Genomic DNA, 15,209 nt, shown 5'->3' with positions numbered 1-15,209 from the left:
GGGCCGGCCCCCCCCGGGGGGCCCCCTCGGGGGGGGGGGGGGGGGGGGGGGGGGCCCGGGGGGGGGGGCGCCCCGGGGGGGGGGGGGGGGGGGGCGCGGCGGGGGGGGGGGGGGGCCCCCCCCCCCCCCGGCGCTACCGGGACGCTGTTTCCTGCGTGGTTGCCCGGCAGAGCCCGGCACTACACACTATGTTCCCCCTCGCCGTTCAAGCTGCCGCCATGAGCCGACTGCGCATTTATAACCACGATGCCCCCGACACCCCGCTGCTGGATACCCAGGACGGCGCGACCATTGCCGCCGCGCTGGAGAAGATCGGGGTGACCTTCGAACGCTGGCAGGCCGCCCACGAGGTTGCCCCGGGCGCCAGCCAGGACGAGGTGTTCGCTGCCTACCGGACCGACATCGACCGGTTGGTCGCCCAACACGGCTTCAAGAGCGTGGACGTCGCCTCGATCGCGCCGGACAACCCCAACCGCGCCGAGCTGCGGAAGAAGTTCCTCGACGAGCACTTCCACAAGGAAGACGAGGTCCGCTTCTTCGTCGCCGGCTCCGGCCTGTTCACCCTGCACGTGGACGACAAGGTCTACGAGATCGAGTGCGTGAAGGACGACCTGATCGCCGTGCCCGATGGCACCACGCATTGGTTCGACATGGGCGACGAACCCAGTTTCGTGGCGATCCGCTTCTTCACCGAGCCGGATGGCTGGGTCGGCCATTTCACCGGTACCGACATCGCCCAGAAATTCCCGCGTTACATCCCGACCAAGGCGTCCTGATCCATGCCCCACCCCACCGTCATCCTCACCGACATCGAAGGCACCACCAGCAGCATTTCGTTCGTCAAGAACGTGCTGTTCCCGTATGCGCGACAGGCACTGCCGGCGTTCGTCGCCACGCACGGCCAGCAGCCGGAGGTGCGTCGCTGGCTGGATGCGGTGGCCGTGGAGATCGGCGGTGCCTGCCAGGACAGCCTCATCGTGGAAACCCTGCAGGGCTGGATCGACCAGGACCGCAAGCACACCGCGCTGAAGGCGCTGCAGGGCATGATCTGGGAAGCCGGCTACCGCAATGGTGACTACAAGGCGCACTTCTACCCGGAAGTGGCCGCTGCGCTGCGCGGCTGGCATGCGCAGGGCAAACCGCTATATGTGTACTCCTCCGGATCAGTGCCCTCGCAGAAGCTGTTCTTCGGTTTCAGCGAGGCCGGCGACCTGACCAGCCTGGTGTCGGGCTGGTTCGACACCGAGATCGGCGGCAAGCGTGAGGCGGACAGCTACCGCAACATCGTCAAGGCCATCGGCGTTCCCGCCGAGAAGATCCTGTTCCTGTCGGACGTAGTCGAAGAGCTGGATGCCGCGCGCGACGCGGGCCTGCAGACGCGTCTGCTGGACCGCCTGGACGATTACCCGCTGCCGCGTACCGGCGAAGCCACGCACGGCCACGATCGCGTGGAAAACTTCCAGCAGATCACGCTGTAAGCCAGGCCGCGCAACCGCCATCGGAACGCCGCAGCAACAATGTCGGCAGGGTCGGGTCCCGTCCGGCCCAGCCAGTCAGTACGCCGCTGGTGGTTATCGGGTGGCCATCGCGCCGGCTACGGAGCGGATCCGCAGCGCTTTTCGCAGCGTGCCGAGGTCGGCATCAGCCTTGATCTTGATCTGCACCGCCTCACCCGGCACCAAGTCGATGGCATTGTCGTCCAGGCTGGCGTCCAGCCCGTCGAACTCGACCCAGACGCCGCGCGCCAGCTGCGCTGAGCGCAGCTCCAGCACGGTGTCGGCGCCGTCCTGCGTCCAGCGGCTGTCGATCTGCGTCTTCGGGAGCTGCATGTCCTTGGCCGCCGCGAAGTAGACCACCTGGCGCGACAACACCCGGCTGCCATCCAGCAGTTCCACCACCGCGACCGTGCGCGCGGGGTCGACCGTGCCGAGCAGCTCGGCATCACCGAAACGCCCGACCTCCAGCGACGACAGCGCAGGCACCGTCACCGCGTGCTGCTGTTTAGAAACCTGGTCGCCATCCACATCCATCACCCGCAACCGCCACTGCGCTTTCAGGGGCTTCTGCAGGTCATTGAGCAGGCTGATGCGGGTAACGCCCTCATCGCGCAATGCCGCCACGGCATGGTCGGCGAAGAACCGCTTCGCATGGAAATGCAGGGCCTTCCAGCGCCCGGCGTAATCGATGCTGGACCAGGACGCCCCCGGCCACACGTCATTGAGCTGCCAGTACAGCGAACCCATCGTGTACGGGCGAGAGGCGCGATGATGCAACGCGGCCAGTTCAATGCCTTCGGCCTGCATCACCTGGCTCAGGTAAACGAAATCAGCGAAGTCGCGCGGCGTGCCGAATTCCCGCTCGACGTACTGGAGCAGGCGCTGGTTGCCCTCGCCTGCCATGAATTTCTGGTGGGCCTTTACGGTAGCGCTGTCGACCTGCCGTTCGCCCGCGGGAATGATGCCGTCCAGCGTGCGCAGCACCGGCCACGCCTGCAGCCCGTATTCGGACATGAAGCGCGGTGTTTCGCGCAGGTAGGCCTGCACCGGCAGCGCCGGGTTGCCCCACACCTGCCAGTAGTGTTTGTCACCACGGGTAGAGTCGTTGGCCACGGTGTCCAGGTCGTTGCTGGGCGAACTGGACCAGTACGGCACGCCCAGCCCGTCCTCGGCCACCACCCTGCGCAGGTCGTTGCCGAACAGGTCCACATAGCCCTGCCACACACGCGCGGCGAATGCCGGATCGGCCGCTTTCAGGTCGCGACCGTGACCCCAGTCCTTCCAGGCGGTTTCTTCCTCGTTGTTGCCACACCACAGCACCACGCTCGGGTGGCCGCGCAGGCGGCGCACGTTGTCGCGCGCTTCGGCCACCACGTTGGCGCGGAACGCCGGATCGTAGCCGGGCTGCATGCCGCCACCGAACATGAAGTCCTGCCAGACCAGCAGGCCCAGCTCGTCGGCGATGTCGAAGAACGCGTCGTCTTCGTAATAGCCGCCGCCCCAGTTGCGCAGCATGTTCATGTTCGCATCGCGCGCGGCGGTCAGCTCGCGGCGGATCCGGGCCGGATCGACCCGCGCCGGGAACATGTCGAACGGAATGACATTGGCGCCCTTGGCGAAGATCGGCACCCCGTTGATGACGAAGGCGAAGCCCTGCCCGCCCTTGGCATCGTCCTCGCGGCGCAGCTCCACTGTGCGCAGCCCGGTGCGGATGCTGCGCTCGGCCGCATCGCGGCTACCGTCATCCACACGCGCACGTACCGTATAGCGCGCCTGCTCGCCGTGGCCGACCGGCCACCAGCGCCGCGGCTGGGCCAGCTGCACCGGTACCGACAGCACCTGCACGCCGGCACGCAGCGCGGCCGGCTGCTCCACCGTGGCGGCGACCCGTCCATCGGGGTCGAGCATCTCCACCTGCACCCGCGCCTGGCGCGCGGCCGCTGCCTCCACCTCGACCTGCACCAGCAGCGCGGCCCGCTGCGCATCCACCGCCGTCGTCTGCACCGCCACATCGGTAATGCGCTGCGCGTTCCAGCTTTCCAGCCGCACCGGACGCCAGATGCCGGCCGTCACGTAACGCGGGCCCCAGTCCCACCCGAAGTGGTAACCCGGCTTGCGCACGAAATTGCCGACCATGGCGTCGCGCGGTTCATCCCCATACGGCGACGGGTAGTTGCCGGCGATCTTGTGCGGCATCGCCTGCACGCTGGGCAGCAGGGTGCTGATCGGCGAACGGAACACGACGCGCAGCACGTTGCCATTGGCTCGCAGCTGCCCCTGCACCGGCGCGCGCCAGGTGCGGTGGCTGTTGTCGGCCCGCAGCAGGGGCTGGTCGTTGAGGCTGACCTCGGCAAACGTATCCAGACCCTCGAACACCAGTTCAGCGTGGGCGCGCGCCAGGGTGGCGGCGTCAACGTCGAAGCGGGCCTGGTACTCCCAGTCGGCCAGGCCGATCCACTGCAGGCCGGCCTCGGGTGCACCGACGTACGGATCGGGAATGCGCCTAGCCGCCAGCAGGTCGGTGTGCACCGCGCCGGGAACCGACGCCGGCTGCCACTGCGCCGCCTCCGGATGCGCCTTCCCCTGCGCGTTGCCCGGCAGCAGCCGGAACGACCACTGCGCCTGCAGCGGCGCTGCCGCAGCAGGAAGCGCGTGCAGCGCAAGCAGAAGAACCAGTCCAACGCCCCATGCCCACACCTTCATGCCCCACCCCGTAGCGCCGGGCGGTGCCCGGCCGTGCCGTTGGACCGGGCGCTCCCCCGGTCATGCAGTTGCGCCGGGCCACGCCCGGCGCCCGTCATTGCGATCAGCGCACCACGTTGAGCACTTCGTAGCACGCGCCCATGGTGTGGTAATCGGTCTTGCCCGCGGGGCTCTTCTCGTTGCTGTACTTGCGGTTGTCCGCGTCCAGGATGCGGTACCAGGCGCCGTACTGGTGGTCGATCATGTGCTGCCAGGCGTATGCCCAGAGCTTGTCGTACCAGTCCCAGTAGACCGCGTCACCGGTACGCGCGGCCAGCAGCGCGGCGGTCGCCAGCGATTCGGCCTGCACCCAGAAGTACTTGTCGTCGTCGCACACGCTGCCGTCCGGTGCGAACCCGTAGTACAGGCCGCCGCGTACGGCGTCCCAGCTGCGCTCGACGGCAACATCGAACAGGTGGCGAGAGGTTGGCACCAGCCAGTCAGCCTCCACGTGGCGGTCGAGGATCAGCAGCAGCTTGGCCCACTCGGTCTGGTGGCCGGGCTGGAAGCCCCACGGGCGGAACAGGTGCTTGGGATTGTCGAGGTTGTAGTTCCAGTCGATCTGCCAGTTGCGGTCGTAGTGCTCCCAGACCAGCCCGTTGCCCTGCGCCGCCTGGCGGCGGGTCATGTGGTCGGCCAGCAGCAGCGCACGGTCGCGGTAGCGCGCTTCACCACTGGCCTCGAACGCAGCCAGCATCGCCTCGCACATGTGCATGTTGGCGTTCTGGCCGCGGTAGTCGCTGAAGGTCCAGTCGGCATCCGCTTCGTCCTTGTACAGGCCGAAGGCGGGCTCCCAGAAGCGCTGTTCCAGCAGTTCCCAGGTCTCGTCCATCCACGCACGCCCCTGGCCGATGCCGGCCTTCAGCGCGCAGCTGTAGGCCAGCAGCACGAAGGCCACGCCGTAGCAGTGGTTGGTCGCATCTTCGACCACGCCATCGCGCAGGGTCCACGCATAGCCGCCGGTGGCCGGGTTGCGGTGAACCTCACGCAGGAAGCGGATGCCGTGCTCGACGGCCTTCAGGTCTTCCGGCTTGCCGAACTCGCGGTAGGCCATGGCGTGGTTGAACACGAAGCGGGTGCTGCTGACCAGGTGGCGGTGGCTGGCGTCGTAGACCGTGCCATCGTCCAGGTAATAGTGGAAGAAGCCGCCGTTGGGATCGATCTCGTGCGGCTGGTAGAAGGCCATGCTCTGCGCGATGTGCGCGCGCAGGAAGTCCGGCGAACGGAAATCGGGCGTGGCGGGAATGGCGGTGGTCATGCGGCGGTTTCCTGTTGTTGCTGCAGCAGTGTCTGGACGTCGGCCAGGCTCGGCATCGCGGCGAACGCACCCTTGCGGGTCACGGCCAGCGCGCCGACCGCGGCACCGAAACGAATGGCGTCCTGCAGGCCGGCCGCGTCGCGGCAGAAGGCGACGAAGGCGTCGCCGTCTGCACGCCGCTCACCGAGCGCGAACAGCAACCCGCCGACGAACGCGTCGCCGGCGGCCGTGGTGTCCACGGCAGGCACCTGGAAACCGGTGACCACACCGCTGCCATGGCGGGTATGCCAGCGCATCGGCGCGGCGCCGTCGGTGACCACCACGGCCTGGGCATGTGCGGCCAGCAGGCGCTGGATGACCACGCCGTGGCCATCGGCGCCGAGCGGCGCGGCGAGGTAGTCCAGCTCCTCGCGCGAGAGCTTGACCAGGTCGGCCAGCACCAGCGCCTGCCACAGCGTGTCGGTCGGATCGACATCGGCCGGCCACAGCGCCGGGCGCAGGTTGAGGTCGAGGCTGACCATCGCACCGGCGGCGCGGGCACGCTGCATGCCCTGCAGCGTGGCCTGGGCGATTTCGCTTTCGGTCAGGCTGTTGGAACAGACGTGGAAGCTGCGGGTACCGTCGAAGCAGGCGGGGCTGAAATGCTCGGCGCGGAACAGCAGGTCCGCAGCCGGCGGCCGGTAGAAACTGAAGCTGCGCTCGCCGTGTGCGTCCAGCGCCACGAAGGCCAGCGCGGTCTTGGCCGCGTCGGTGCGTACGATGCAGTCGGTGGCCACCCCGGCACTGGAAAGGGCGTCGGCGAGGAAATCGCCGAACATGTCCTGGCCGAGCATGCCGGCGAAATGGGTGTCCGCACCGAGCCGCGCGGCGGCCACGGCCACGTTGGCCGGGGCGCCGCCGGCGTACTGCAGGAACGCGCGCGGGGTGTCCGGCGTGGCCGGCGGCTGCGCGAGTAGATCGATCAAAATTTCGCCGAAACAAACAATCTTGGTCATGACGCGCTCAGCCCCCCTGGCTGAAACCGGCACGCGGGCGCGAACCCGACAGGCCGTAGAAAATGATGTAGGCGTAGCAGACCAGCGGCAGGATGAAGGACGGCTGCAGCCCGATATGGTCAGCCAGCACGCCCTGCAGGTACGGCACCACGGCGCCGCCGACGATGGCCATGATCAGCAGGCTCGACGCCTTGTTGGTCAGCGGCCCCAGGCGCTCGATGCTGAGCGCGAAGATGGTCGGGAACATGATCGAGTTGAACAGGCCCACCGCCACCACCGAATACAACGACACCTGGCCGGAACCGAGCATGGTCAGGCCCAGCAGCTCCACGTTGGCGACCGCGAACACGGTCAGCAGCACGCGCGGCGAGAACCGGGTCATGATCGCCGAACCGGCAAAACGACCGATCATCGCCAGCGTCCAGTACGCCGACACGTAATGCGTGGCCTGCTGCTCGGTGAAGCCGCCGATGTCCGGCATCGACAGGTAGTTGACCAGGAAGCTGCCGATCGACACTTCGGCGCCGACGTAGAAGAAGATCGCCAGTACGCCGAACAGCACATGCTTGTGGCGCAGCGCATCGAGCAGCGTGTGCCTGCCGGTGTCGCCCTGCTCGGTAGCTTCGGTCAATGCCGGCAGGCGGAACAGGTAAACGAACACCGCCAGCAGCGCCAGCGCGATCGCCAGGCCCACGTACGGACCCTGCACCGACTGGGCTTCCTGGACGCGGTAGGCGATCTGTTCGGCAGCAGGCAACGCGTCCAGTTCGTCAGCGCTCTTGACCGTGTTGCCGAGGATCAGCAGGCCGCCGAAGATCGGCGCGATGGCCGTGCCCAGCGAATTCAAGGCTTGTGCCAGGGTCAGACGACTCGAGGCCGTCTGCTCCGGGCCGAGCAGCGCCACGTACGGATTGGCGGCGACCTGCAGCACGGTGATGCCGGTCGCCAGCACGAACAGCGCGCCAAGGAAGGCTTCATACACGCGCAGTTCGGCCGCCGGCCAGAAGCCCAGTGCGCCGACGGCGGCGATGGCCAGGCCGGCCACGATGCCCTTCTTGTAGCCCAGGTGCGCCACCAGCCGGCCGGCCGGCAGCGACATCAGGAAATAGGTGCCGAAGAACGTGAACTGCACCAGCATCGCCTTGGCGTAGTTCAGTTCGAACACCGCCTTCAGGTGCGGAATCAGGATGTCGTTGAGACAGGTCAGGAACCCCCACATGAAGAAGATCGTGGTGGCCACCGCCAGCGCCATGCGCGTGTTGACCACGGGCGCGGACGAGGACGATGTGGGGAGGCGAGGCGTTGGAGAAATGGGCATGCGTAACGCGCCTCATTGCGCGGACAGGTGAAAGGGAACGGAATCAGCCGACGGCGGGGCCGCTGCTGTCACGGATACGGAGCTGCACCGGTGCCACGGTGTGGCGCGGTGCCGCAGTGGGATCGTCAAGTCGCTGCAGCAGCAGCTCGGCCGCCTGGCGGCCGCGCTCGCGCGGGTTGACGGTAAGCGTGGTCAGCGGTGGCAGGGCCACCGCTGCTTCGGAGATGTCATCGAAACCGGTCACCGCGAAATCGCGGCCCGGCTGCACGCCGCGCGAGGCCAGGCCCAGCATCAGGCCCAGCGCCACGGTGTCGTTGTAGCAGACCGCTGCGGTGGGCACGTCGCCGGCGAACAGCTCGCCCGACCGCGCAGCCGCTTCAAGCCGGTTGGGCGCAGATTCAATGAGCCAGTCCGGCTTCACGGACAACCCGGCCTCTTCCAGTGCCTGCGCATAGCCGGTGCGGCGCTGGTGGCAGGAGCTGGACGCGGCATGGCCGCCGAAGAAGGCGATGCGGCGATGGCCCTGTTCGACCAGGTGCCGGGTGGCCAGGTAGGCGCCCTGCTGGTTGTCCAGGGTGAGGAAATCCCAGTCTCCGCCCTTGAGCTCGCGGTTGAAGAGCAGCACGTTGGCGTAGCCCACGGCCTGGCGGACCTCGGCGGCGTCGCTGCCCTCGGCCGGCGACAGGATCAGGCCCGCCGGGGTGTGCTCCATCAACGTGGTCAGCACCGCCTGCTGCCGCGCAGGCGACTCGCCCGTGCTGCCCAGCAGGGTCACGAAGCCCTTCGCGCCCAGCGCCTCGTCGACACCCGAAGCGAATTCGGCGAAGAACGGGTTGGACAGGTCGTTGATGACCAGCGCCACGCTGGTCGAGGTCCGTCGGCGCAGGTTGGCTGCGCCGCGGTTGTACACATACCGCTGCCGGCGCAGTTCGGCCTCGACCCGCGCGCGGGTATCGACATTGACCAGCGGGCTGCCCCGCAGCACCAGCGATACCGTGGCCCGCGACACGCCGATCGCATCGGCGATGTCGGTCACGGTGACCGCGCGCGCGGCGCCGGCACGGGGCGTGCTGGCGCGGGGTCCCTTGGCAGCGGAAGTGTCCTTTTTCATCGTGGCGTCGGCATCCTCATGGTCCTGCAAGCCTAAACGATCACATCGCTCAACGGATCGCGGCCAACGGGCTCATTCCAGCGCAGCCCCCGGGGTGGCGCAATACGACACCGGCAGGGCGTCGACCTGGGTACCCCAACCGGTTTCCGGTGCCTTCTCGCCCAGGGTGTAGGCGATGGTGCCGCCCTGCTGCAGGCGGCTCCAGTCCAGCCAGACCGGGGCATGCGCCTGGCCGTCCACCTGCACGCCCTGCACGTACTGCAGCTTGCGGCCATCGGCGCCCGGCGCCTGCAGGCGCAGCGTGCGACCCTGGCCCAGGTCGACCTCGACCTTGGCAAAGCGCGGGGTATGCAGCAGGAACTGGCCGCTGCCCGGCACCGCCGGGTACAGGCCCAGCGCACTGAACAGGTACCAGGCCGACATCGTGCCCTGGTCATCGTTGCCGGTGACGCCATTGGGCGCATTGGTGAACAGCTGCTGCGCGGCGCGCACCACCGTGGCGGTCTTCCACGGCTGGCCGATCAGCGTGTACATCCACGGCGCATGCAGGTCCGGCTCATTGTTGGGGTTGTAGCGGTACTGGTTGTAGTAGCTGTACGGACCGACCACCCATTCCTTGCGCGCGGCCTGCAGCGGCGACTGCAGCAGGGCGTCGTAGGCGAAGAAGGCATCCAGGCGCTTGCCGGCCTGTTCGCGGCCATGCATGGCCTGGACCAGGCCGGGAATGTCCTGCTGGGCCAGCCACTGGTACTGCCACGCGGTGCCTTCATGGAACCCATGGTGCGAACGCGGGCTGTAATGGCCGTCGGCCGGCAGGTACCACTTGCCATCGTCCATGCGCGGCCGCGGGAAGCCGCTCATGCCGGTCTCTTCATCCCGCACGCTCGGGTCCCACACCTTCTGCCAGTTGCGGCCACGCTGGCGCAGCACGCCGGCGTCATCGGCATGGCCCAGGCCGTCGGCCATCTGCGCCAGCGCGCAGTCGGCCAGGGCGTATTCCAGCGTCGCCGAGCCGCCGTGGTGCGGATCGACATCCATGCCCTTGGACGGGAAGGCGCGGTCATAGGCGACATAACCGTTCTCCACATAGCCCGGGTTGCCCGAGCGGCCGGCGTGGCGCGAGTTCATCGGCGGCAGTTCGAACGCGTTGCGGCGCAGGGCGGTATAGGCCTCGCCTTCGCGACCGGCCAGCGCGCCGAATCGCCACAGGTCGACCATGAAGGGGGTGACCGGGTCGCCGGTCATGATGTTGGTTTCGAAGTTGGCGTAGCCCCAGCGCGGCAGCCAGCCGCCCTGTTCGTTGATGGCCAGCAGGCTGCGGCCGATATCGCGGGTCACCTGCGGGCGGGTCAGGGCGAGCCACTGGTTCTGCGCGCGATACGTGTCCCACAGCGAGAAGTACTCGTAGTAGGTCCAGCCGTCGGCGCGGTGGATCCGGTCGTCGTAGCCGCGGTAGCGACCGTCGGCGTCGCTGCCGGTGAGCGGCTGCAGCAGTGCGTGGTACAGCGCCGTATACAGCACGGTGCGGTCGTCGGCCTGCTTGCTGTCCACGCGCACGGTGGCCAGTTCCTTGCGCCACTGCTGCTGGGACAGGCTGCGCATGCGCTCGAAGCCGAGCAGGCGGCCATCCTGCATGCCGTCGCTGCGCAGGTTGGCGCGTGCGCCCTCGGCGTCGACGTGGGAGATCGCGCTGACCGCGGTCACGGCACGGCCCTTGGCCAGGTCGAAGCTCAGCCAGGCACCGCTCGGCTTGAGCTCGCCTTCCATGCCATGGCGTGCGCCGGGCAGGCCGCCGCCCTCGCCCCAGGTGCCGAACGCCTTGAACGGGCGGTCGAACTCGATCCGGAACCAGGTGGTGTACTGGTGGCCGCCGCAGAAGCTCTTGGTGACCAGCTTGCCCTCGACCACGCGGTCGCCGACCACGTCGATCACGCTGCCGATCACCGAATGGCGTTCATTGGCCTGGCCGACGTTGACCAGCACATGGCCGGTGCCGGCCTCGGCCGGGAAGGTATAGCGCTCGGCCGCGGCGCGGGTGCGCGCGGTGGCCTCGGCATCGATGCCGCCGTAGCTGGTCAGGCGCACCTTGTAGTAGCCGGCCTGGCCGACTTCGCCCTCATGGGTGTAGCTGGCGGCGTAGGCCTTGTGGTCGAAGCTCTTGGCGTTGTCGGTGTCGAAGTCGCCGCCCGGCCCGACCGTGCCGGTCACCGGCAGCACCGAGACCTGGCCGCCCTGCTCCCAGCAGCCGGCCCCGGACAGGAAGGAATGGCCGAAACCGCGGATCTTCGGGTCGTCGTAGCGCCAGCCGGCGTAGTGTTCGCCAATCGGGCTGACCTGGATCAGACCGAAGGGGGCCGAGGCACCCGGGAAGGTGTTGCCGTCATCCTTGCTGCCGATGAAGGTGTTGACCTCGCGCTCCAGCGCGGACGGCGCGGCCTGCAGCAGGGGCGAGAAGGCCAGCACGGCCAGGCAGGTGGTCAGGGCGAAGGGGGACGGCAATCGGCGCATGCACTGTTTCCTGTGGGTCGATGACGGTACGGCGGGGGCACTCATGGAACGTTCCAAAGTCACGAGGACGTGAATTTAGATCGATTTAAGTAAAACACGGGGAAAACCGGGGATGCATTCTGCGGCGCAACATGAGCACCCAATCCCGCGCTGTCCTTCGAGCTACCACAGCGGCGCGCGCAACTGAACCGTTCACGGCCCCTGCCCGCCCTTGTGCCCTGTGGCGTCAGCGCCCTTGCCACATTCCACGGCCCGCCGTCCATATTGCGGAGCAGCATGCTTCCCTCGCCGCGCCGTGTTAAAAATTCGCTGCCAACGGTTTAGATCGATCCAACTCCGAACCGTCATATCGAGGCCTGGCGAGCTGGGGGACCCCCAGGTTCGCCGCCAATTTTAGATCGATTCAATCAACAGCACCGGTTCAATCCAACGGAGAGAGTGGAATGAAGCAGATGTCCCGCATGCACGGCCGCGACGCGTTGTCCGCCGCCATCACGTTCGCTCTGGCGGCCGCCGCCTTCGTGCCGGCGACCGTGTTCGCCCAGCAGGCCGATGCGCCGAGCAGCGCCCCATCGGCCACCACGCTCGACAGCGTGCAGGTCACCGGCTACCGCTATGCCATTGAAAAGAGCCTGCAGCAGAAGCGCGACGCCAACGCGGTGGTCGAGGTGATCACCGCCGAAGACGTGGGCAAGTTCCCGGACAAGAACGTGGCCGATTCGCTGCAGCGCGTGCCGGGCGTGGTGATCACCCGTGACGGCGGCGAAGGCAAGAGCGTCAGCGTGCGCGGGCTCGACCCGGACCTGACCCTGACCCAGTTGAACGGCAATTACATCGCCACCTCGGAAACCAATGACGAGGCCAGCCGTTCCTTCAACTACACGCTGCTGCCGTCGAACATGCTGTCCAGCGCCGAGCTGTTCAAGTCGCCGGAAGCGCGCATCGACGAGGGCGGCATCGGCGGCACGGTGATCCTGCACACCCGTCGTCCGCTGGAGATGGAAGCCAATTCCGGCTACGTAACCCTGGAAGGCACGTCGTCGGACACCAGCCAGGACGTGGACCCGCAGGCGTCGGCGCTCTACTCCTGGCACAGCGACGACGAGCGCTTCGGCGTGCTGGTCGGCGTGACCCAGCAGAAGCGCACCAGCCGCACCATGGAAGCGACCACGGAAAACTACCAGTGGTATGGCACCGACACCACCGCACGCGATGTGTTCGGCAATGAAATGAACCAGGGCGGTGTCAATTACTGGTGGGGCAACTCCGGTTTCAACGACCAGAACGGCCGCAACTACACCGATTTCTACATGCCGACGTCGGTGAACTTCGCGGTCAAGGAAGAAGAGCGCCAGCGCAAGGGCGGGCAGTTCACGTTCCAGTTCAAGCCGACCGACAACGTGACCCTGACGGCGAACTACTTCCGCTTCGAGCTGGAGGGTGATTACACCCAGAACATGCTGAAGATCCCGGAATGGAACATGGCGCGCTACAACCAGGACGGCAACTGGGCCGGCGGTCGCCTGCTCAACGGTCTGACCATGGACCCGAGCGGTACCATCGTGACCGGTGCGCAGTTCGAGAAGCTCCCGGGCAAGACGTATTACTGCAGCGAAGACGAAGCCGCCGCCGCCGGCCTGCCGCCGGGTGGTTGGGGTCCGGACGACTGCACCATCCCCACCCCGCAGCTGACCGGCGATTACAGCCGCGAAAAGGCGCTGTCGCAGACCGCCGACCTGAGCATCGACTGGGACATCAGCCCGCTCTGGAAGGCGTCCTTCAGCGGCGGTCGCACGTGGTCTGAAGGTGGTCCTTCGATGAAATTCCGCATGTCGGCCAAGCCGCGCCGCCGTGTCGATGGCGTGTGGCAGACCGGCAACCAATACTCGGCATGGGACCTGACCGGCACGCCGTCGGCCACGTTCTCGCCCGACCTGCAGCAGCAGCTGATGAACGGCATTGCCGAAGTGGACACGGGCTCGACCGATTCGTCCTGGATGCAGACCGAAATCAAGCAGAACCACTTCCAGGCCGACTTCACCAAGCTGTTCGAGACCGGCTGGCTGGATTCGTTCCAGTTCGGCGCCAAGTACAGCGATGGCAAGGTCCACCGCAATACCGGCAACACGTACTGGGTCTGCCCGGGCACCGATCCGGCCGACTATGACAACAACCGCTACCAGGCGGGCTGCGACAACACGGCGGGCATCGCGCAGCCGGGCTTCTTCCTGTCCAATCCGATCAGCGGCATCCGCGGCGGTTTCGACGCCAACGTGTTCCCGGGCATCGACTACCCGGCGTACATCAACTACCTCAATGATCGCTACGGTGGTTCGCACAACCGCACCGAAGAGGATTTCGTCTACAACGTCAACGAGAAGGTCTACGCCGGCTACTTCCAGGCCAACTTCCGTACCGATCGCCTGCGCGGCAACGTTGGCCTGCGAGTGGTGCGTACCGAGCAGTTCGCGCAGTCGAGCGACGCGATCGAACGCTTCAACGATTACTTCCTGGACAACGCGTCCGGCGCGCCGATGTCGTGCGATGACCCGGCAAGTGCGGCCTTCCCGGGCTACGGCTGCGAAAGCGGCTTCGTGCGCCTGCCGGACAACCTGGCCCGCGAAAAATCGTTCGAGCTGATCGGCACCGACCGGACCTACACGGACTTCCTGCCGAGCTTCAACATTGCCTGGGACATCACCGAAAACCTGGTGCTGCGTGGCGCGGCGTCCAAGGTGATCGCGCGTCCGAGCTACACCAGCATCGCCGCTCCCGGCGCGCTGAGCTACTACAGCGCCGAGTACGTGAATGACCGCCGCGTGGCCGGTGGCGCGCCGCAGGAAGGCTGGCAGGGCCATGGCAGCAACAAGAACCTGGAGCCGTTCGAGGCTACGCAGTTCGACGTGGGCCTGGAGTGGTACTTCAAGCCGGGCGCGGTGGCGGGTATCGGCCTGTTCCGCAAGAACGTGGACAATTTCACCGTGCCGGTGGTGCGTGACGTGCAGATGGTGGTCGGCGGCGAGTCGGTCACGGTGCAGGATTACGAGACCCAGGCCAACGGCCGCGATGGCGTGTCGCAGGGCGTGGAGCTGTACGGCCAGTACACCTTCGACATGGGCTTCGGTGTGCAGGCCAACTACACCTACAACGACACCAACCTGGCCTCGATCGTGCTCGATGGCGAGAGCATCGGTTCGTCGCCGCTGGTCGGCAGCGCCAAGAACCAGGCCAACATCACCGTGTTCTACGAGAGCGACGCGTTCCTGGCGCGCGCGTCGTACAACCGCCGTGGTGAAGTGGTCGGCGGCCTCACCGGCGGCATGACCGAGTACTCCGAGCCGTACGCGCAGCTCGACCTCAACGTGGCCTACAACTTCACCGACGCGCTGACCTTCACCGCCTCGGTGCTGAACGCCACGAAGGAAGAACAGCGCATCCACCTCGGCAACGACACCGACGCCCGCCTGGTCTCCAGCCTGTACTCGGGTCGCCAGCTGTACTTCGGTGCCACCTACAAGTTCTAAGCCTCACCCTACCCCGCCTTCGGGCGGGGGCAACGCTCCTCCACGGCAACCGCGCTTCCACAGGCGGTTGCCGTTTTTTTTCGCGTTTTTCAGCCGCGCGTTTTTCTTCCGGGGGCCTTTGGAGCGTGGCGAACGGTCTTCGATGAGTTCATCGCGAGCGTTGAGGGCCCCGTCGCGGCCGGCAGGCCCCTATGCAAATGTCCCCCGGCGGCGGCCTGCGGCCGCCACCTCCTCCTTTACTTTGCCAGGGACCTACC

Annotated in this window: 9 protein-coding genes; 3 read left to right on the top strand and 6 right to left on the bottom strand. The window is 67.2% G+C overall.

The genetic code is table 11. The features are described 5' to 3' along the window. Positions 1-218 precede the first annotated feature (218 nt). On the top strand, positions 219-776 hold the full coding sequence (locus tag ACIGII_RS03770; protein ID WP_399634222.1) for a 1,2-dihydroxy-3-keto-5-methylthiopentene dioxygenase: 558 nt from the start codon (positions 219-221) through the stop codon (positions 774-776). Positions 777-779: 3 nt separating this feature from the next. Beyond that, the gene (gene mtnC, locus ACIGII_RS03765) at positions 780-1,478 is read left to right on the top strand and encodes an acireductone synthase (protein ID WP_399634224.1); all 699 of its coding nucleotides are present in this window, start codon (positions 780-782) and stop codon (positions 1,476-1,478) included. Positions 1,479-1,571: 93 nt separating this feature from the next. Here mtnC and ACIGII_RS03760 read toward each other — a convergent pair whose 3' ends face one another. The 6 genes from ACIGII_RS03760 to ACIGII_RS03735 all read right to left on the bottom strand — a co-directional run bounded on the left by ACIGII_RS03760 (position 1,572) and on the right by ACIGII_RS03735 (position 11,428). Beyond that, positions 1,572-4,199, bottom strand: a complete 2,628-nt coding sequence (locus tag ACIGII_RS03760; protein ID WP_399634226.1) for a glycosyl hydrolase 2 galactose-binding domain-containing protein — start codon at positions 4,197-4,199, stop codon at positions 1,572-1,574. A gap of 103 nt (positions 4,200-4,302) precedes the next feature. Further along, positions 4,303-5,496, bottom strand: a complete 1,194-nt coding sequence (locus ACIGII_RS03755; protein WP_399634228.1) for an AGE family epimerase/isomerase — start codon at positions 5,494-5,496, stop codon at positions 4,303-4,305. Next, entirely contained in the window at positions 5,493-6,491 is a 999-nt protein-coding gene (locus ACIGII_RS03750) for a carbohydrate kinase (RefSeq protein ID WP_399634230.1), read from the bottom strand. The genes ACIGII_RS03755 and ACIGII_RS03750 overlap by 4 nt, the downstream gene beginning before the upstream one ends. A 7-nt stretch (positions 6,492-6,498) precedes the next feature. Then, the gene (gene fucP / locus ACIGII_RS03745; protein WP_399634231.1) at positions 6,499-7,809 is read right to left on the bottom strand and encodes an L-fucose:H+ symporter permease; all 1,311 of its coding nucleotides are present in this window, start codon (positions 7,807-7,809) and stop codon (positions 6,499-6,501) included. A gap of 43 nt (positions 7,810-7,852) precedes the next feature. Then, positions 7,853-8,920 (bottom strand): LacI family DNA-binding transcriptional regulator, encoded by a 1,068-nt coding sequence (locus ACIGII_RS03740; protein ID WP_399634233.1) that lies wholly within the window; start codon positions 8,918-8,920, stop codon positions 7,853-7,855. Between the two features lie 72 nt (positions 8,921-8,992). Continuing rightward, a complete protein-coding gene (locus tag ACIGII_RS03735) occupies positions 8,993-11,428 on the bottom strand; it encodes a GH92 family glycosyl hydrolase (RefSeq protein ID WP_399634235.1) in 2,436 nt (811 codons plus the stop codon). Positions 11,429-11,871: 443 nt separating this feature from the next. Between ACIGII_RS03735 and ACIGII_RS03730 the strand changes: the two genes are divergently transcribed. Beyond that, positions 11,872-14,952: a TonB-dependent receptor gene (locus ACIGII_RS03730; protein WP_399634236.1), complete on the top strand. Its 3,081-nt coding sequence runs from the start codon at positions 11,872-11,874 to the stop codon at positions 14,950-14,952. Positions 14,953-15,209 lie beyond the last annotated feature (257 nt).

Origin of the sequence: Stenotrophomonas sp. NPDC077420, assembly GCF_044543385.1 — a bacterium.
GTDB lineage: Bacteria > Pseudomonadota > Gammaproteobacteria > Xanthomonadales > Xanthomonadaceae > Stenotrophomonas.
This window is presented reverse-complemented; position numbering and strand designations above follow the sequence as displayed.

Excerpts from the sequence above, each read along its gene's own strand:
- ACIGII_RS03770 (WP_399634222.1), top strand. The coding sequence starts at position 219 with ATGAGCCGACTGCGCATTTATAACCACGATGCCCCCGACACCCCGCTG.
- ACIGII_RS03750 (WP_399634230.1), bottom strand. The coding sequence starts at position 6,491 with ATGACCAAGATTGTTTGTTTCGGCGAAATTTTGATCGATCTACTCGCG.
- ACIGII_RS03755 (WP_399634228.1), bottom strand. The coding sequence starts at position 5,496 with ATGACCACCGCCATTCCCGCCACGCCCGATTTCCGTTCGCCGGACTTC.
- ACIGII_RS03730 (WP_399634236.1), top strand. The coding sequence starts at position 11,872 with ATGAAGCAGATGTCCCGCATGCACGGCCGCGACGCGTTGTCCGCCGCC.
- mtnC (WP_399634224.1), top strand. The coding sequence starts at position 780 with ATGCCCCACCCCACCGTCATCCTCACCGACATCGAAGGCACCACCAGC.
- ACIGII_RS03735 (WP_399634235.1), bottom strand. The coding sequence starts at position 11,428 with ATGCGCCGATTGCCGTCCCCCTTCGCCCTGACCACCTGCCTGGCCGTG.
- ACIGII_RS03760 (WP_399634226.1), bottom strand. The coding sequence starts at position 4,199 with ATGAAGGTGTGGGCATGGGGCGTTGGACTGGTTCTTCTGCTTGCGCTG.
- ACIGII_RS03740 (WP_399634233.1), bottom strand. The coding sequence starts at position 8,920 with ATGAAAAAGGACACTTCCGCTGCCAAGGGACCCCGCGCCAGCACGCCC.
- fucP (WP_399634231.1), bottom strand. The coding sequence starts at position 7,809 with ATGCCCATTTCTCCAACGCCTCGCCTCCCCACATCGTCCTCGTCCGCG.